The organism is Thiomicrorhabdus hydrogeniphila (assembly GCF_054656895.1).
The window spans coordinates 541,172-559,927 of sequence record NZ_BAAHXL010000001.1 but is presented as its reverse complement, the minus strand read 5'-3'; the positions used below and the strand labels follow the sequence as shown (position 1 = coordinate 559,927).

General features: G+C 38.7%; 15 protein-coding genes, 3 tRNA genes and 2 rRNA genes. 5 read left to right on the top strand and 15 right to left on the bottom strand.

Features of this window, described 5'->3' with window-relative positions; genetic code table 11:
* Nucleotides 1-65: 65 nt before the first annotated feature.
* Nucleotides 66-527, top strand: coding sequence for a hypothetical protein (locus tag ACYQ0E_RS02330; protein WP_460186645.1), 462 nt, complete (start codon nt 66-68; stop codon nt 525-527).
* Nucleotides 528-668: 141 nt separating this feature from the next.
* Here the strand turns inward: ACYQ0E_RS02330 and coaD are convergent, their stop codons facing one another.
* The 5 genes from coaD to ACYQ0E_RS02305 form a co-directional block, all read right to left on the bottom strand.
* On the bottom strand, nt 669-1,151 hold the full coding sequence (gene coaD / locus ACYQ0E_RS02325; protein ID WP_460186644.1) for a pantetheine-phosphate adenylyltransferase: 483 nt from the start codon (nt 1,149-1,151) through the stop codon (nt 669-671).
* Between the two features lie 156 nt (nt 1,152-1,307).
* On the bottom strand, nt 1,308-1,925 hold the full coding sequence (gene rsmD / locus ACYQ0E_RS02320) for a 16S rRNA (guanine(966)-N(2))-methyltransferase RsmD (RefSeq protein WP_460186643.1): 618 nt from the start codon (nt 1,923-1,925) through the stop codon (nt 1,308-1,310).
* Complete coding sequence (locus ACYQ0E_RS02315; protein WP_460186642.1) at nt 1,918-2,598, bottom strand: GGDEF domain-containing protein; 681 nt, start codon at nt 2,596-2,598, stop codon at nt 1,918-1,920. Before ACYQ0E_RS02315 ends, rsmD begins: the two co-directional genes overlap by 8 nt.
* On the bottom strand, nt 2,576-3,685 hold the full coding sequence (locus tag ACYQ0E_RS02310) for a hypothetical protein (protein ID WP_460186641.1): 1,110 nt from the start codon (nt 3,683-3,685) through the stop codon (nt 2,576-2,578). Before ACYQ0E_RS02310 ends, ACYQ0E_RS02315 begins: the two co-directional genes overlap by 23 nt.
* 86 nt (nt 3,686-3,771) lie before the next feature.
* Nucleotides 3,772-4,608: a CvfB family protein gene (locus ACYQ0E_RS02305; protein ID WP_460186640.1), complete on the bottom strand. Its 837-nt coding sequence runs from the start codon at nt 4,606-4,608 to the stop codon at nt 3,772-3,774.
* Between the two features lie 309 nt (nt 4,609-4,917).
* Here ACYQ0E_RS02305 and ACYQ0E_RS02300 point away from each other — a divergent pair, with 309 nt between their 5' ends.
* Nucleotides 4,918-5,712 carry a hypothetical protein gene (locus ACYQ0E_RS02300; protein ID WP_460186639.1) on the top strand — a complete coding sequence of 265 codons (795 nt, stop codon included), beginning with the start codon at nt 4,918-4,920 and terminating at the stop codon, nt 5,710-5,712.
* A gap of 107 nt (nt 5,713-5,819) precedes the next feature.
* Here the strand turns inward: ACYQ0E_RS02300 and ACYQ0E_RS02295 are convergent, their stop codons facing one another.
* Nucleotides 5,820-7,139: a M16 family metallopeptidase gene (locus tag ACYQ0E_RS02295; protein ID WP_460186638.1), complete on the bottom strand. Its 1,320-nt coding sequence runs from the start codon at nt 7,137-7,139 to the stop codon at nt 5,820-5,822.
* A complete protein-coding gene (locus tag ACYQ0E_RS02290) occupies nt 7,139-8,527 on the bottom strand; it encodes a M16 family metallopeptidase (RefSeq protein ID WP_460186637.1) in 1,389 nt (462 codons plus the stop codon). The genes ACYQ0E_RS02295 and ACYQ0E_RS02290 overlap by 1 nt, the downstream gene beginning before the upstream one ends.
* A 276-nt stretch (nt 8,528-8,803) precedes the next feature.
* Here ACYQ0E_RS02290 and ftsY point away from each other — a divergent pair, with 276 nt between their 5' ends.
* From ftsY to ACYQ0E_RS02275, 3 genes are read left to right on the top strand one after another with little or no spacing between them, the layout of a single operon-like run.
* Nucleotides 8,804-10,132, top strand: coding sequence for a signal recognition particle-docking protein FtsY (ftsY, locus tag ACYQ0E_RS02285; RefSeq protein ID WP_460186636.1), 1,329 nt, complete (start codon nt 8,804-8,806; stop codon nt 10,130-10,132).
* Nucleotides 10,133-10,154: 22 nt separating this feature from the next.
* Nucleotides 10,155-11,009 carry a DUF2914 domain-containing protein gene (locus ACYQ0E_RS02280; protein ID WP_460186635.1) on the top strand — a complete coding sequence of 285 codons (855 nt, stop codon included), beginning with the start codon at nt 10,155-10,157 and terminating at the stop codon, nt 11,007-11,009.
* On the top strand, nt 11,006-11,596 hold the full coding sequence (locus ACYQ0E_RS02275; protein WP_460186634.1) for a transglycosylase SLT domain-containing protein: 591 nt from the start codon (nt 11,006-11,008) through the stop codon (nt 11,594-11,596). The genes ACYQ0E_RS02280 and ACYQ0E_RS02275 overlap by 4 nt, the downstream gene beginning before the upstream one ends.
* A 163-nt stretch (nt 11,597-11,759) precedes the next feature.
* Here the strand turns inward: ACYQ0E_RS02275 and fabB are convergent, their stop codons facing one another.
* From fabB to ACYQ0E_RS02235, 8 genes are all read right to left on the bottom strand, one after another.
* A complete protein-coding gene (fabB, locus tag ACYQ0E_RS02270) occupies nt 11,760-12,980 on the bottom strand; it encodes a beta-ketoacyl-ACP synthase I (protein ID WP_460186633.1) in 1,221 nt (406 codons plus the stop codon).
* A 2-nt stretch (nt 12,981-12,982) separates the two neighbouring features.
* On the bottom strand, nt 12,983-13,498 hold the full coding sequence (gene fabA / locus ACYQ0E_RS02265) for a 3-hydroxyacyl-[acyl-carrier-protein] dehydratase FabA (RefSeq protein WP_460186632.1): 516 nt from the start codon (nt 13,496-13,498) through the stop codon (nt 12,983-12,985).
* A gap of 122 nt (nt 13,499-13,620) precedes the next feature.
* A tRNA-Thr gene (locus ACYQ0E_RS02260) sits at nt 13,621-13,696 on the bottom strand.
* 59 nt (nt 13,697-13,755) lie between these two features.
* Entirely contained in the window at nt 13,756-14,520 is a 765-nt protein-coding gene (locus ACYQ0E_RS02255) for a type III pantothenate kinase (RefSeq protein ID WP_460186631.1), read from the bottom strand.
* 258 nt (nt 14,521-14,778) lie between these two features.
* A 5S ribosomal RNA gene (gene rrf / locus ACYQ0E_RS02250) occupies nt 14,779-14,893 on the bottom strand.
* 198 nt (nt 14,894-15,091) lie between these two features.
* Nucleotides 15,092-17,955: ribosomal RNA gene (locus ACYQ0E_RS02245) — 23S ribosomal RNA — on the bottom strand.
* 529 nt (nt 17,956-18,484) lie between these two features.
* A tRNA-Ala gene (locus ACYQ0E_RS02240) sits at nt 18,485-18,560 on the bottom strand.
* Nucleotides 18,561-18,652: 92 nt separating this feature from the next.
* A tRNA-Ile gene (locus ACYQ0E_RS02235) sits at nt 18,653-18,729 on the bottom strand.
* Nucleotides 18,730-18,756 lie beyond the last annotated feature (27 nt).

Here is an 18,756-nt window from a genome sequence, read left to right as displayed (position 1 = left end):
CTATAATGAACAAAACGGGTTAGATTAAATAAAAATTTAATGAACGTTAAATAAGAAAGACAACCATGACAAAACCTCTAAATACAATCTTACTACTCTCTTTTTTTGTAGCCACGCTTTTGTTACAAGGCTGTTCAGATTCTGGCGATAGCAATATTACACAATGGCCAATATCAAAAACATGTAATCTACACAAAGCCAGTTGTGAGTCTCAAATGGGTGATGCAGTGGTTTCTTTAAAAATCAGTCCACACCCTATTCCAATCGCCCGTCCATTAGGTATAGAAGTACATGTAAAGAATCTTGATGTTCAAAGTATGGAATTAGATATTTCTGGAATTAATATGTACATGGGCTATAACCGAGTAGAGTTAACAAGAATTAATGCAAACCGATTTGTAGGTACATCTATGCTGGCATTTTGTACAAACCAAAAAATGGATTGGCAAGTAACGCTAATGATTCACCAAAAAGATGGAAAACAAATCCAAATACCGTATTCGTTAGTCACAGTAAACCGTCGTTAAAAACGACAACGCACAAACAATAAAATTACCAGGCCTGGTATACCCTATGACGATTGCTGCTATGTAAGTATGGGGTAAAATCCACACTTTTCACAGACATCAATAGCATTACACCATTTATATAGCGCAATGATTGTTTCTCTATAAGCCTTGTTTTTCTTTTAAAGCTTTGCCCACAACGGGGTGCACAAATTCAGAAACATCTCCACCTAAGGCTGAAATTTCTCTGACCAAACTCGATGAAATAAAAGCATATTGTTCCGCTGGTGTCATAAACATAGTTTCAACTTCTGGGGCAAGTTTACGGTTCATAGACGCTAATTGAAATTCGTATTCAAAGTCAGATACCGCACGTAAACCACGCAATAAAACATTGCCATTAATTTCTTTTACAAAATCAACCAGTAAGCCACTAAACCCAATCACCTCAACATTAGGTAAGTTTTGCGTTACCTCTTTGGCTAAAGCGACACGTTCTTCTAACGTAAATAATGATGACTTATTGCGATTATCCGCAACAGCAATCACTAAGCGATCATAAAATCGAGCGGCTCGTTCAATCAAGTCAAAATGACCACAAGTAATTGGGTCAAAAGTCCCTGGATAAACTGCTGTAATAGACATAATTGCCCTTTGATATTAAAAGAAGCCCTTTAATGTTGCGCTTCTTATACGTTTAAAATTAATCTTTTTCATGGTTTAAGGAACCAGAAGAATATCTCTATTTAGTTCATTATTTTTACACGCTAGAAGGCGGTAATGGTCAAGTAAAAACAGCATTTAATCAAACTCTTTTTTAAAAAGTCCAAACTTAACTTGAGAAGTATTTTTTTCACGATGAACAATCCAACCCGCTGGCAAAACGGGCCAATCAAGTTGTTTTTCTTGTTCTAAATAGAGCCAAGAGTGATCATGTATATAACCATTTTTAAATAACAAATCAATTGATTTTTGCATGAATTCTTTATGAAAGGGGGGATCTAAAAACACCAAATCATATGCTTGGCTACATGGCTGTTGTAACCAAACTAAACTATCTGCTTGTTGTACGTCAGCATTAACAACCTTCAATGTACTTAGATTTTTTTGTAATTGTTTGGTATTTTGCGCATTGAATTCAAGCAATGTTGTCTGTTTTGCTCCACGTGAAATCGCTTCAAAAGATAAAGAGCCAGAACCTGCAAAGACATCTAAACATTTAGCCCCTGCAATTTCAAACTGTAACCAGTTAAAAACGGTTTCTTTTACTCGGTCAGAAGTTGGTCGTAACCCTTCTGCAGACAATACAGGGAGTTTACGACCTCTAAACTCTCCGCCAATAATACGAACTTCACCGGTAGAAGCTCTGTTACCTTTATGGGTATTGATAGGTGTTTTTAAAGCGCGATTCTTAGCCATGTTTAATCACTTTTACTCTATTTCTGCCACTCTCTTTTGCCAAATACATGGCTTCATCTACTCTAATAAGCAAAGAGCTTATATCGTCTTCATGATGCGATTCAATCACGCCAAAACTTGCGGTAATTTGACCAACCGGTTCAAAATGTGTACTGGCTATTTTTTTGCGGATTTTTTCTGCAACAATCTCAGCTTCATCATGACCTTGCATGGGGAGCAAAATAATAAACTCTTCACCACCTACTCTAAAAAGTCTATCAGTACTACGTATTTGTAAACGGCTGGTTAATGCGATATGTTTAAGCACTTCATCCCCTACCGCATGTCCGTAGTTATCATTCACTTGCTTAAAATGGTCAATATCAAACGAAATTAAAGAACAGTTAAATCCATTACGTTTGGATAACATTAATTCTCTTTGTAAAGTTTCATTAAAACTTCGGCGGTTACCTACTTGGGTTAATTCATCAATAAGACTTAACTGGTGTAGTTTCTGATTAAGGGTTTCGCTTTCCGTAATATTGTTTAATACAACCACATATTCATTGCTTGCTTGTTTAAGCAGTCTTGCTTTAACTTGAAAAACAATATTTTTTCCATTGTGGATAATTGAAATTTTATTTTGTTTCTCGGTGTTTTGAATCAAATAATCAATCCACAAAACGCCATTCATGTTTTTTTTGTAAAAACCCATCACCATCTTCAAAGAAATCGCAAATACAGCATTCTCGACTATTCATCAAGCTAGGAAAATAAGAGAGTAACTGCGTATTTGCATCTGACCATTGTTCTCCATTAGTGACCAATACGGCTTCTTCTTCATAGTTAAAGATATCTTGATAATATTGTTTTTGTGAGCGAACAAAAAAGAGTGCTAATCCCATCAACAAAACGATTGTAACAATCACACAGGCCATCACAATGTAGTTTTTTGTGTTTAAAAGAGAAATATATTCTTCTGTTTGGCTGGTAAGCTCTGAAACGGAAGAGATACCGAAAACATAAGCATGTATTTTATTATCAATCGACTTCAACGGATATTTAACAACCAATTCCCCTTGCCATAACCAATAGTTTTCAGGTCTGTTTTGCCAGTCATCAATCAAGCTTTCATTTAATTTTTTTACTAACGAGCGATTAGGGTGCAAATTTGAGAGATAAAAAGAACCAATATGATTTGGGCTAAAGGGAGTGGTGACTAATTTAGATCGTTCTTTTGTCGCAATAACAAAAGAGTCAATTTTTTTGGTTTCTAAACCAACTTGAATAGAGTTAAATTCTGAAATAAAGTCTAAAAAACCCACAATCTTATTCTGTTGAACAATAGGGGTTACGGTTTTTAAAACGACACCAAACTTGCCCGATGCAATGGTATTTATAACGCCGTTTTTTTGTAAGGCTAAATTAAATTCGGGATGAACTTTAGATAGGTCTTCATGTAAAGACGTCCATGAACGATAAAGAACCATTCCGTCTTTATCGACAACTTGTACTCTAAAATTTTTATAGGCAGAATGTTTTTGAATTTTGACAATCAATGCATTAAATTTAATATTTTGAGCAAGATTCTTTTCTGTTAACTCCAACTCTGAAAGATCGTGAGTTAAAGCAAAAGCAATGGCCATTGTGGCCCTTTGTTTGTTTAAAATGCTTTGGTTAATTTCATTATCAATTTTTTGGGCTAGGCTCTGTAAATGCTGTTGCTTCATCATTGATGAATATTTTGAAGCAATATAAAACGTCGCTACTTGCAATAGCAATATAAAGCCAATTGCTATAAACCAATATTTATATTTTATAAGAAATTTATACATAATCTGAGTTTATCAAAATTCTGAATATAAACCTAAAGCAATGTAATTTTATCAGGCGTAATATCAATTTTTTTCGCCTTATAAAGTCGGCCTAACGCCTTTTTATAACTGGCTTTACTCACGCGATAACGATCAAAAATCTGCTCTGGGGTACTTTTATCCGTTAAGTTAGATTCACCATTATGTGCTTCTAATACTGCCAGAATCATCATACCCAATTCATCTTGCGCTTCTTGGCCGCGCTTTTGCAATGTGAGATTGATTTTATGGTCGGGACGAATACCTTTGATATAACCCTGCATTTTTTGCCCCATGCGTAAAGGTTGTAAAATATCAGAGTTATGAATCAACCCTAAATGCGTTCCGTCAATTAATGCGGTGTATCCCAAACTACTTCTGCTAACGACCATCAATTTAACGGGCTGACCACTTTTAAAGTTATCGTTAGTTTCTTTAAGATGTAGACTCAATTTACTTGAAGCGGCAATACGACCACTTAAATCAATATAGAGAAAAACGCAGTATGACCTTCCTTCTTCCATAGGTACACGTTGTTCTGCAAACGGAACAAATAGATCTTTAGGCATTCCCCAATCCATAAACGCACCAGTACGATTTACATCAGTAACTTTTAAATAAGCCACTTCGCCAATCTCTGCCAAAGGTTTGTCCGTAGTCGCTACTAAACGGTCTTGGGAATCTAAATGTATAAAAACCTCTAACATTTGACCCACTTTTGCTTTAGCAGGCACATAACGCAATGGCAATAAAATTTCGCCCAACTTACCACCATCTAAATACAGTCCAAATTCGACTTCTTTTACAATTTTTAATTGATTGATTTGTCCTACATTGACCGACTGTGACATGTTAATCCTTAGCGTGTTATTTACTGACACGAGTTACTAAAACGAGTTATATTTGCTCGTTACTCGCATTGGCTACTCTCTTAAGTAACCAATAAAAACGTTATTCTATCAAGGCTAGCGTAAATACGCTTTTATTTATCCTTAACTTTGGCTATTCGTCTTTTACTCTTCTTGATGTTTCATTTAGTTAATCTGTAATAACTACTGTGCACTATCCCCTCTTTGGGTGAGTGTTATTTAAAAGTGTTTTGCTAGACTAATAAGTAGTTTTATATATTCATTTAGTCTAATCATTTCTGGAGCTTCGCTATGAAACCAATTCTACTTTTACTCTCGTTCTTTTTAACTTCCGTCGCTTTGGCTCAAGATAACCCTTGGGATCAAAAGTTACCCTTTAAACAAGCTACCATTAGTTATGATTTGAGTGGCATGTTAAAAGGCCATAAAACTTTATACATTAAAGATTACGGTAAAACAACCGCACTGCATATAGACACTGCAATGACGGTTTTTGGCATGAAGCAAGTGCAAAAAGAGCTAGAAATTACTACGCCTGACTGGGTATATTATTATGATTTAACTTCAAACACAGGTAGTAAACAAGCCAATCCTATTAAATTTTTTATTGCAGAATTTGAGTCTTTATCTTCTGCTGAACAGAAAATAGTTGCCACAAATGCTGAAAAGTTTGGCGTGAATATGATGGAAGGTTTAGATGGAGAGGTCGTAAAAAATGCCGCAACCATTCTTGGTTTTAAATGCGACAAAACCAAAGCGATGGGAACCGAAGTTTATAGCATAAAAGATAGTGGTATCCCTTTAAAAATAATAGGGAATACAATGGGTATTAAATACAGTGAAGTGGCGACAAAGGTAGATAAAAGTAATGTGTCAAACAGCTATTTTAAAGGCCCTGAAAATATTACACTGCGTTACGATCCTTATGCTGATGAAGTTTTGAAAAAACAAGCAAAATCAGTTATTCAAAACTTACTTGAAGGCAAGCCTCCGGCACAGAATAGTCAAACAACACCTCAAGAAGAGAAAATTAGCCCAGAACAACAAGAACAAATGAAAAAGATGTTAAAAATGTTTGGCGGTTAATTAAACGGTTAAATCAAACGATCAAACGGTAAAACCTTAAACCAATAAAGGCCTGCTTATGAATATAAACAGGCCTTTATACAAACTTAAAATACGTGTTATAGAGACTATTTAGGTTTACCCACCATAATTTCTACCATATCCTTAGGGTGAATATGTTTTTGCCAGGCCTGTAAAATATCTTTTTTGGTTACTTTGGCAATCAACTTTGGAAAGGCATCTAAATAATCTAATGGTAAATTATAAAAACCTATCATTGAGATATAGCCTAAAATCTTGCCATTGTTGTCTGCTCTTAATGGAAAACCACCAATTAAATTATCTTTAATCGCTTGCAGTTTTTTATCTGAGAAGTCTTTTAAAAAGCTATTCAACGTTTCTCTTACCACTTTATCTGCTTCGTTTGCCGTCGAGTTTTTGGTAGAAAGCCCAATAATAAAAGGCCCGGTCACTTTTTCTGGTGCAAAATAACTGTATACGCTATATACCAAACCACGCTTTTCACGCACCTCTTCCATTAATAATGAACCAAACCCTGCCCCACCCAATAAATGGTTACCTACAAACAAAGGTACGTAATCTGGATTACCGCGTTCTATTCCTAATTGCGCTAAGGTGTAATAGGTTTGAGTTGAGTCAAAATCAACTTTAATCGTTTGCTTTTTAGGTTCTTTTGTAGGATTTACCAGGCCTGGTGGTTTTGTTCCACGTGGCAAGTTTTTGGTTAATTGATTAGCTAACGCTTTGGCTTGGGCTTTATCTACATTACCCACAATGGCAATAACCGCATTACTGGCCACATAGTATTTTTTATAAAACGCATTAATTTCATCTAAATTGATTTTATTAACCGATTCAAGTGTTCCCGAAACAGGATGTCCGTATGGATGATTGCCATAAAGACTCTTCCATAAAAGTTCATTAGAAATTACTTGCGGTTTAACCGATTTTTGTTTTAAAGCGATTTTTAACCGTTGTATTTCTCGGTCAAAAATGGCTTTTTTAAACTGCGTATCACTGACTAAGTTGGCAAAATTATTCACTGCCGTTTTCATTATTTCAGGTCGTGTTAAGGTACGTAATGAAAGTGATGCATTATCACGTGAAACATCAGAACCAATTTGTGCACCAATATTATTAAAGGTTTCTGAAACCTGTTCTTCGTTTAATTTAGAAGTCGCAGTTCCCATTAACGTAGATGTCATTGCCGCTAACCCCCAAACATCGCCATCTCTTGCGGATCCCGCATCAAAGGTCATTTGTATATCGAGCATAGGCAATTGTTTAGCTTGCACATACATAACTTTAGCGCCATTGTCTGTTTGCCAACTTTGAATATGCACACCAGCAAAGGCTGACACACTTACCAACATAATCGCTGCAACAGACCAGGCCTGGTAAAATGATTTTTTTAGAAATAATGCCATTAGTGTATATCTCCTAAATGCATACCCGCTCCAAATTTTCTTTGTATGGTTTTACCATTTGGCAATAATGTCGCCACGGTAACTTTATCTTTTTGTAAATACTTTTTAGCGACTGCCTGCACTTCTTGCGGAGTCACTTTACGTAGTTCATCAACCCAATTATCAAGCGTATCTGCTGGTAACCCTACACTTACTAAAGAACCTAAAACAATTGCCTGTGACTGCACGGAGTCTTGATGATAAATATACTGAGCTTCGGATTGAGCCAAGACTCGATCTAACTCCGCTTGCGTAACAGGTTTGGTTTGCAGGTTTTCAATCTCTTTCCAAATAGCTTGTTCGGCCTGTTCGGGTGTTACGCCTTCAGACGGTGTGGCACTAAACATAAACAAGGTCATTAAACGATCCGTACCGTCATAACCTGCCCCTGCATTTGCGACAATTTGCTGTTTTCTCACTAAATCTTTCGTTAAACGAGAAGAATCATCTCCGTCTAAAATTGAACTTAATACTTCTAAAGCAAATACTTCTTTGCGCTGTTCTGCCGTTTTTGCGGTAACTAACGTTGGCGCATGAAAGCCCATTAATAAACTTGGCGTTTTGGTTGCCCCTTTTAACACAATGCGTCTTGGTCCTTCTTGTTTAACCTCCGTTTGCGGTTCTGGCGGTGTAATTTTTTCTTGCTCTATATGTCCATAATACTTTTGCGCCAGCTTATAAACTTCTTGTGGATTAACATCACCCACAACAACAAGTGTGGCGTTATTAGGTGCATACCAGCGTTTATACCAATTACGCACATCATCTGCTGTCCAGCTTCTAATATCTGGCATCCAACCAATTACAGGATGATGTGGCGGGCTATTCATAAACGCGGTCGCCATAAATTGTTCATATAATTTTCCAGAAGGCTTATCTTCTGTACGCCAACGACGTTCTTCGGTAACCACGTTACGTTCTTTTTTAAATTCCGCATCCGTTAACACCACATTGCGCATACGGTCGGCTTCTAATTCCATAACTTTTGCTAAATGTTGTTTGCCAATGACTTGGTAATAAGCCGTGTAATCGGTAGAGGTAAACGCATTTTCTTGACCACCCATTTTTGAAACAATTTTAGAAAATTCACCAGGCTTCAGTTTTTTAGTACCTTTAAACATCATGTGCTCAAGCATGTGCGAAATACCGGTTTTACCACTATGTTCAAAGTTAGACCCAATTCGATACCAAACTTGGTGAACCACAACAGGCGCACGATGGTCTTCTTTAACAATCACTTTCATGTGATTATTTAGGGTAAATTCAGTTACCTTAGCAAACGTGGGTAAACTGATTGTAGCAAGCACTAAGGCCGATGCCATCGTGACTGCAAACCTTTTTATAGCCATGTAAAAATGCCCTTTAAATTGTTTATTTCAAATTAATAAATACTGTTTTACACAATATTATGAAAAAAAGCCCCAGCAACAGATTTTTACTGAACTTTTGTACAGAGATTGTGCGGTCTGTTAAGCCAAACTCTATATGATTTCATTTATAATACCGAGAGTTTTTGTTTTAAGTATGAATAAAACTTGGATTTATAGAGTAAAAACCCCATAAAACCAAAAGATGCTCTACACTTAATCATTCAATAATTATTCCACTCAGTTTCAGGAAAATGCATGTTTAGCTTTTTGCGCCGTAAGAAAAAAAATGAAGAATCTTCAGATATTACAGCTGAAGACAATAATCAAAGCTTTGAAGAAAACGCCACACTTCAGTCCAAAGAAAACGTACTGCCACAAGATGAGTCTGAACAACAAAATGAAACCGATGAGGTAAGCAAGCTCACCGAACAGCAAAAAGAACAAACAGAATCACTAAACGAGATGATTGCAACTGCTCAAGCTTTAGAAAATTCTGAAAACACAAAACCAACCGACACTGTTACTGAACTTGAAACTGAAGTTCCAGTTAAAACGCCGCTAGAAACAAACCATCAAAATGAATTGGTCGCGATTGAAGAACCAAAAAATGAAACGGATATAGAAGCTGAACCAATTAAAAAAGAAAGCTTTTTTACTCGTTTAAAAAAAGGGTTAAGCAAAACTCGTCATAGCTTTACCGAAAGTTTAGCAGGCCTGGTACTTGGCCGTAAAGAGATTGATGAAGACCTATTAGATGACTTAGAAATGGTGTTATTAACTGCTGATGTAGGTATTGATGCTACTGATAGAATAATTAAAAATCTAACTGACCAAGTCTCACGAAAAGAGCTTAAAGAACCAGAAGCGTTAATTCATGCGCTTAAAGTTCAGTTACAAGACATTATTGATCCAATGTCGCAAACTTTGGATATTGATGCTCACCTTGCTAAAAATGTAGGGCCATTTGTTATTTTAATGGTCGGTATTAACGGCGTAGGTAAAACGACCACAATTGGTAAATTAGCTAAAAAGTACCAGCTTGAAGGTAAATCAGTCATGTTAGCTGCAGGTGATACATTTCGTGCTGCGGCAGTAGAACAGCTACAGACTTGGGGCGAGCGTAATAATGTACCTGTTATGGCTCAAAAAACGGGGGCCGATTCTGCTGCCGTAATTTTTGATGCGATTCAGTCAGCTAAAGCCAAAAAAATTGATGTTTTAATTGCCGACACGGCCGGCCGTTTGCACACCCAATCAAACTTAATGGAAGAGTTAAAGAAAGTTAAACGTGTTATTGCTAAAGTCGATGAAAGCGCACCACATGAAGTGATGTTGGTCATTGATGCCGGAACAGGACAAAATGCACTAAACCAAGCACAGCAATTTCAAGAAGCCGTTGGTGTTACAGGTATTACATTAACAAAGTTAGATGGTACGGCAAAAGGTGGAATTGTGTTTGCTTTAGCTGAACAACGTCAAATACCCATTCGTTTTATTGGTGTGGGTGAATCCATTGATGATTTACGTAACTTTGACAGCAAAAGCTTTACAGAAGCTTTGTTTGACCAATCCAAAAGCAGTTAATCAATAGGCTACATTTCTCGCTATGCAGATGCCCGATACGGACAATATAGACCATCAATACGCTTTTAAAAAAGGCTATAGAATGGCTATTGAAGGCAAAAGAGTTACAAGCATGCCAAGTAATATCCGTAGAGACATGGGTATGCGTGATTATTTTCAGCAAGGTTGGGAACAAGCAATTGATGATATGACCATTGCTAGCCAAGAAGCGAATAAACCAGAATGGCGTAAACGATTTGTGTGGTTTATGTTTATGATTATTGGTGGTCTAGCTACTGCAAGTTTAATGATACATGATATTGAAGAACGTCAAGCTGAACAGCAAGCACTTATTTATAATGATAAAAAGTCTCATCTATCTTTACCAGAAGCAACTAACACCACGAAAACGGCTGCAACCCAAACGAGTCAACACATTCAATCCTCAGCTAAACAATTTTCTCCTGACCTTGCTCTATTATCATCAAACCAAAGAAATGATTTAGCGCTTACCAAACAAAATCAATCTGAGCATACACCGATTCCTCTTCCCCCTATTGTTTCAAGCCCTATTACGGTTAACAATGCCGTGATAAGTGAATCTGTGCAAGATCAAACGCCTATTAAAGTATTGGCTGATGATATTCCAAAATATATTCGCAAAATATATTTTTATACTGAAATTTCTCATGCAAAAGGGCAAAAAATTTATCATCGTTGGCGAACTAATGATCAAATTTTAGCAACCATTGAGTTACCTATTACAAGCAATAACTTTAGAACATGGTCATCAAAACAACTGACCAGCGCTTGGTTAGGACAGTGGTATTTAGAAGTGCTAGACAGTCAAAAAAATGTAATTTACCGAAAAACTTTTAACTATGGGACAAAAAAATGATGAGCCTTAAACGCTACACTCTTATTGGACTCAGCTTCATTGCTTTGATTATGGCTGGCTGTAGCAGCACTCCACCACCTAAAAGTACCTATGATAATTTATGCTCTATTTATTATCACGACGATGACTGGAAAGAAGCGGCTAAAAAATCTTATAGAAAATGGGGTACGCCGCCTTATGTATTAATGGCGATGATTCATCAAGAATCACGTTTTAAACCCGATGCTCAAGCACCAAGAGAATACGCTTTAGGTGTTATTCCTTTGCCTAGAAAATCATCAGCATATGGTTACCCACAAGCCAAAGATGGCACTTGGCATGATTATATGAAAGCCACTGGTAATTGGGGGGCTTCGCGCTCTGATATTGAAGATTCAATGGATTTTATTGGATGGTACAACTACCAGTCTTATAAACGATTAAAAATCTCGCGTAAAGACACCTATAAACTATACTTGGCTTATCATGAAGGACAAGGCGGTTACTCGCGAAGAACTTACTTAAAGAAAAAATGGCTACTCAAAGTCGCCAAAAAAGTATCAAACCGTGCCCGTATGTACCAAAGACAATATAGAAAATGTGGCTAGTGCTCGCTTAAAAAATCACTCTACGCTTTTATTCAATAAGAAATAATAATTTAAGAATATTAGACATAAAAAAACCGAGAAGAACAGTTGTTCAACTCGGTTTTTTTATTTACCAGGCCTGGTAAATTAACTTAATTAAATGCTTATTAAGCAAAAAGCATAATTAGTCTTTATAGCGTTCAAATATTACAGATGCGTTTGTACCACCAAAACCAAAACTATTACTCATAATGCGGTTCAAACCTGCATTATCAATACGCTTAGTTACAATTGGCATACCCTCACACTCTGGATCAAGATTGTCGATATTAATTGAAGGACAAATAAAGTCTTTTTCTAACATTAATAGACTATAAATAAGCTCATGAACACCTGCCGCACCTAAAGAGTGACCAGACATTGATTTAGTAGAGCTGATTTGTGGGATCTTATCACCAAACACTTCACGAATTGCAGCTGCTTCTTTAGTATCTCCTACCGGAGTTGAAGTTCCATGTGGATTAATGTAATCAATCTCACCATCAACAGTATCTAAAGCCATCTTCATACAACGTACAGCACCTTCACCAGATGGCGCTACCATATCGTAACCATCAGAGTTTGCACCATAACCAGTAATTTCAGCGTATATTTTTGCACCACGAGCTAAAGCATGCTCTAACTCTTCAACAACAACCATTCCGCCGCCACCAGCAATAACAAAACCATCACGATCAACATCATAAGCGCGAGAGGCTTTATCAGGGGTATCATTATATTTGGTTGATAATGCACCCATTGCATCAAATAAAACAGACATTGTCCAATGAAGCTCTTCACCACCACCGGCAAAAACAACATCTTGTTTACCTAACTGAATTTGTTCAACAGCAGTACCAATACAATGCGCCGAGGTTGAACATGCAGAACTGATTGAGTAGTTAATCCCTTTAATTTTAAAAGGTGTCGCCAAACAAGCAGAAACCGTTGAACCCATAGTACGAGTAACCATATAAGGCCCAACACGTTTAACACCTTTTTCACGAGCTGTTTCTACCGCTGCAGTAGAGTTTGAGTTTGAACCACCACCAGAACCAGCAATTAAACCAGTACGTGGATTAGAAATTTGATCATCAGACAAACCTGAATCTTCAACTGCCTGCTTCATGGCAATGTATGAATATGCAGCCGCATCACCCATAAAGCGTAATTGTTTACGGTCAATGTGATCTTTGAATTCAAGATTTTTTACTGCACCATGTACCTGAGAACGTAATCCGTTTTCAGCGTATTCAGGGGCAAAGACAATTCCAGACTTACCTTCATAAAGTGATTCTAAAACCTCTTCAGAATTGTTTCCTAAACTCGAAACAATCCCAATACCTGTAATGACAACTCTTTTCATAATTAAAAACTATCCGTATTAGTAAATAGGCCAACCTTAAGGTCAGACGCACTATAAATTTCACGTCCATCAACAAACATTTTAGCATCACCCATGCCCATATAAAGTTTACGTTTGATGACACGTTTCATATCAATGACATATTCTACTTTTTTAGCTGTTGGTAGAACTTGGCCATAAAACTTAACTTCACCTGAACCTAAAGCGCGCCCACGTCCTGGACCACCAGTCCAACCTAAGAAGAAACCAATTAATTGCCACATAGCATCTAGTCCTAAACATCCAGGCATAACAGGGTCTTCATTAAAATGGCATTCAAAAAACCATAGATCTTCTGAAATATCTAATTCGGCACGAATCTGGCCCTTGCCATAGGCACCACCCTCTTCTGAAATATGAGTAATGCGGTCCATCATTAACATTGGAGGTAGAGGCAATTGTGCGTTGCCTGGCCCAAAGAGTTCTCCACGGCCACTTGATAAAAGTTCTTCTGTTGTATAACTAGACTGTTGTTCCATTCGGCTTACCAATTTCAGTATCAAATATTCTGCATTATAACAGGTCGTTAAAGCACAGTACAATTCGTGTTTATATAACAAAAAAGCCCGTAATTTAAGAGAAAATTACGGGCTTTAAAATATGGTGCCGACATCAAGACTTGAACTTGAAACCTACTGATTACAAATCAGTTGCACTACCAGTTGTGCTATGTCGGCGAAGTTGCTGCGTATTATAAGGAGATATTAAAATGAGTCAATAACTTTTTATAAAATAATTACTGTTTTTTTACACTTTCTTCAACATTAACCATTCCTTGCAAAACAAGATCAGGAATATAGTCAAATTCATAATCAATCAGACGGCATATATTTAAAGCTTCACCACCTGTAATAATCACTTTAAAGCGTGTTTCTAACTGATTATTAAGATCTAAAATGACTTGGTTAATAAAAGAAGCCATCATATATAGAGTACCGCCTAATATACCATCTACAGTATTTGTGGCTAACACTTGCGTATTATCGATATTTGCACTCATACTGCTTTCATTAACCATTGGTAAGGAATTTGTGTTTAATGCCAATGAAGAACGCATTGAGTGTAAACCAGGGACAATAAACCCACCTAAATGCACACCATCTAAAATGGCGTCAATCGTTAAAGCCGTTCCTGCATCGACAATAATAACCGGTTCATTATATATCCCTACTGCACCGAGCATTGCAAACCAACGATCATCACCTAACTGACTAAATTCTTTATATCCTGATATTAAATTACAACACTCTTTTTGAGATGTAAGTTGGGTCGGTATAACTTGCCATGTTTTTTGAATTAATTGCTTTAGTACATCAATACGATGAACATCTCCAACAGCAGAAAAATAAACTACATCTGGCGCACCGTTAATTTCAAATAAACCCAACCCAACTTTATCAATATCATCAAAAGAAATTGCATCATACACTTCATAGGTGTCATTAATAACGGACGCCCATTTTATATAACTGTTACCAATATCCAAAAAAAGCTTATACATAACAAAATTAACCAGAGTGATAACTAAAAGCAGTATCAATATTAAATAAAGCAGTAAATACAAACTGCAAAGTAGCCAATATCATACACGATAGCCTTCAAAAAACAGTACTATATTTACGAAAATAAACAGGTATATCCCTTGAGTTTAGCGGATTTACTCAAATATTAATCCATTCAAAAAAACAAATTTTTAAACTTAAAAAAAGGCAAAAAAAAACCCGCTATATCTAGGATATAACGGGTTTTTAGAATATAAGCTTGGCAATGACCTACTCTCACATGGGACCTCCCACACTACCATCGGCGCTAAGACGTTTCACTTCTGAGTTCGGAAAGGGATCAGGTGGTTCCATCTTGCTATTGTCACCAAGCAATTTGGTGTTACGGGCTGATTGGTATCAACCTCGTAAAATTCTTTGGAATAGATCGTCTATTCATAAACCTGATTTCTCAGCCTTACTTTAATTTGGTTTCATATATATTCTTGAATACTCAAGGTATACCATAACTACTTTAAACTCTTAGTTACGTTCTCTTCTTCACTTTTACAAAAGTTACTTTTGAGTTGTATAGTTAAGCCTCACGGGTAATTAGTACAAGTTAGCTTCATACATTACTGCACTTCCACACCTTGCCTATCAACGTCATAGTCTTTAACGGCCCTTCAGAAGACTTATAGTCTAGGGAAATCTAATCTTGGGACAGGTTTCCCGCTTAGATGCTTTCAGCGGTTATCCTTTCCGAACGTAGCTACCGGGCAATGCTATTGGCATAACAACCCGAACACCAGCGGTTCGTCCACTCCGGTCCTCTCGTACTAGGAGCAGCCTCCCTCAAATTTCCAACGCCCACGGCAGATAGGGACCGAACTGTCTCACGACGTTCTAAACCCAGCTCGCGTACCACTTTAAATGGCGAACAGCCATACCCTTGGGACCGACTTCAGCCCCAGGATGTGATGAGCCGACATCGAGGTGCCAAACACCGCCGTCGATATGAACTCTTGGGCGGTATCAGCCTGTTATCCCCGGAGTACCTTTTATCCGTTGAGCGATGGCCCTTCCACACAGAACCACCGGATCACTAGAACCTGCTTTCGCACCTGCTCGACGTGTCAGTCTCGCAGTCAAGCACCCTTTTACTCTTGCGCTCATTGCACGATGTCCGACCGTGCTGAGGGTACCTTCGCGCTCCTCCGTTACTCTTTAGGAGGAGACCGCCCCAGTCAAACTACCCACCATACACTGTCCCTGACCAGGATTCACTGGCCTAGGTTAGAACCTCAATAATATCAGGGTGGTATTTCAAGATTGGCTCCACTCTAACTGGCGTTAAAGTTTCAAAGCCTCCCACCTATCCTACACAGATAGTATCAAAGTCCAGTGCAAAGCTGTAGTAAAGGTTCACGGGGTCTTTCCGTCTAGCCGCGGGTACGCAGCATCTTAACTGCGATTTCAATTTCGCTGAGTCTCGGGTGGAGACAGTGTGGCCATCATTACGCCATTCGTGCAGGTCGGAACTTACCCGACAAGGAATTTCGCTACCTTAGGACCGTTATAGTTACGGCCGCCGTTTACCGGGGCTTCGATCAAGAGCTTCGCCTAAGCTAACCCCATCAATTAACCTTCCGGCACCGGGCAGGCGTCACACCGTATACGTCATCTTTCGATTTTGCACAGTGCTATGTTTTTAGTAAACAGTTGCAGCCACCATTTTATTGCAACCCTCTAGAGCTTACGGAGCAAGTCCTTAACCTAAGAGGGCGTACCTTCTCCCGAAGTTACGGTACCATTTTGCCTAGTTCCTTCACCCGAGTTCTCTCAAGCGCCTTAGAATTCTCATCCTGACCACCTGTGTTGGTTTGGGGTACGATTCTTTATTACCTGAAGCTTAGAAGCTTTTCTTGGAAGCATGGCATCAATCACTTCGTCCAAAAGAGGACTCGTCATCACATCTCAGCATTAAAAGTCCGGATTTACCTAAACTCTCTGCCTACTTGCTTAAACTTGGACAACCATCGCCAAGCTGATCTAGCCTACTCCGTCCCTCCATCGCAGTAATAAAAAGTGCAGGAATATTAACCTGCTTCCCATCGACTACGCCTCTCGGCCTCGTCTTAGGGGTCGACTAACCCTACGTCGATTAACGTTGCGTAGGAAACCTTGGTCTTTCGGCGAGGGAGCTTTTCACTCCCTTTATCGCTACTCATGTCAGCATTCGCACTCGTGATACCTCCAGGACACTTTACAATGCCCCTTCGCAGGCTTACACGACGCTCCTCTACCATGCCTTACGGCATCCGCATCTTCGGTATATTACTTAGCCCCGTTAAATCTTCGGCGCAGGCCGACTCGATCAGTGAGCTATTACGCTTTCTTTAAAGGGTGGCTGCTTCTAAGCCAACCTCCTGACTGTCTGAGCCTTCCCACATCCTTTCCCACTTAGTAATATTTAGGGACCTTAGATGGCGGTCTGGGTTGTTTCCCTCTTGACTACGGACGTTAGCACCCGCAGTCTGTCTCCCATGATTGCACTTGTTGGTATTCGGAGTTTGCAATGGGCTGCTAATCCTTGACGGACCGCTAGACCATAACAGTGCTCTACCCCCAACAGTGATACATGAGGCACTACCTAAATAGTTTTCGAGGAGAACCAGCTATCTCCGGGCTTGATTAGCCTTTCACTCCGATCCACAGCTCATCCCCGCATTTTTCAACATACGTGGGTTCGGTCCTCCAGTACCTGTTACGGCACCTTCAACCTGGCCATGGATAGATCGCCCGGTTTCGGGTCTACACCATGCAACTATTCGCCCATTTAAGACTCGGTTTCCCTACGACTCCCCTATTCGGTTAATCTCGCTACATAATGTAAGTCGCTGACCCATTATACAAAAGGTACGCAGTCACAGAACAAGTCTGCTCCTACTGCTTGTACGTACACGGTTTCAGGTTCTATTTCACTCCCCTTCAGGGGTTCTTTTCGCCTTTCCCTCACGGTACTGGTTCACTATCGGTCAGAAGAGAGTATTTAGCCTTGGAGGGTGGTCCCCCCATGTTCAAACAGGATTTCTCGTGTCCCGTCCTACTCGATTTCACTGATAAAAGAATTTCGCATACAGGACTATCACCTTGTATCGTTGGACTTTCCAGACCATTCTACTATTCTTATACCAGCTTAAGGGCTGGTCCCCGTTCGCTCGCCGCTACTTAGGGAATCTCGGTTGATTTCTTTTCCTCCGGGTACTTAGATGTTTCAGTTCCCCGGGTTAGCCTCCTGCAAGCAGGATATCCATAAATGGATGGGTTTTCCCATTCGGAAATCCAGGGATCAAAGTATGTTTACTGACTCCCCCTGGCTTATCGCAAGTTACTACGTCCTTCATCGCCTTCTTCTGCCTAGGCATCCACCGTGTACGCTTAGTCACTTAACTATACAACTCAAAAATAACCTTATGCCTTTTGTTCACTCCACATGCTCTGGTAGCTATACCATTTATTGAACATGCTTCTGTGTATAAGGTCTGATGAGTGTACGTAACTAAAAGTTTTAAAACGAACGACATGACTCGTTCGTTTTCGCTGTCATGATATACGCTTGAGTATTCTCAATTATATATTTTACCTATACTTGATAATTTCTAAGCCTAAGCTTAAAAACTATCCAGTTTTGCGTGGTAAGCACCTGGAAGGGATACTTACCACACTCACCTCTCAAATTGTCGGCTGAGAGGTGAGCTTCTCATTGATTGAGTTTTTAAACCAACTACATCTTAAATAAATAAGAAGCTTGTATCTAAATGCCTCAATCGAGAGATCTATTCCAAATTGTTAAAGAACTTTTCAGTTTTTTCAGTATTGTTTGTTTACTCAACGTAAACATCCAATGCTACTGTTAATAAACTCTCAATTGAACCAAGAAGGTTTCTTCTTCATCCAACTAAAACTCATTAAGAGTAGTATTGGTGGAGCTATGCGGGATCGAACCGCAGACCTCCTGCGTGCAAGGCAGGCGCTCTCCCAGCTGAGCTATAGCCCCAATAGGGTAATTTTGAGATGGTTTGGATATTTTTAAAATCGAAGTTTGTTATTTACAAACGAGGTTTTTAAAAGATTCAAAACAGCCAAAATTGGTGGGTCTGGGTGGATTTGAACCACCGACCTCACCCTTATCAGGGGTGCGCTCTAACCAACTGAGCTACAGACCCGGGTCGTTCACTATACTTTCATGTAAT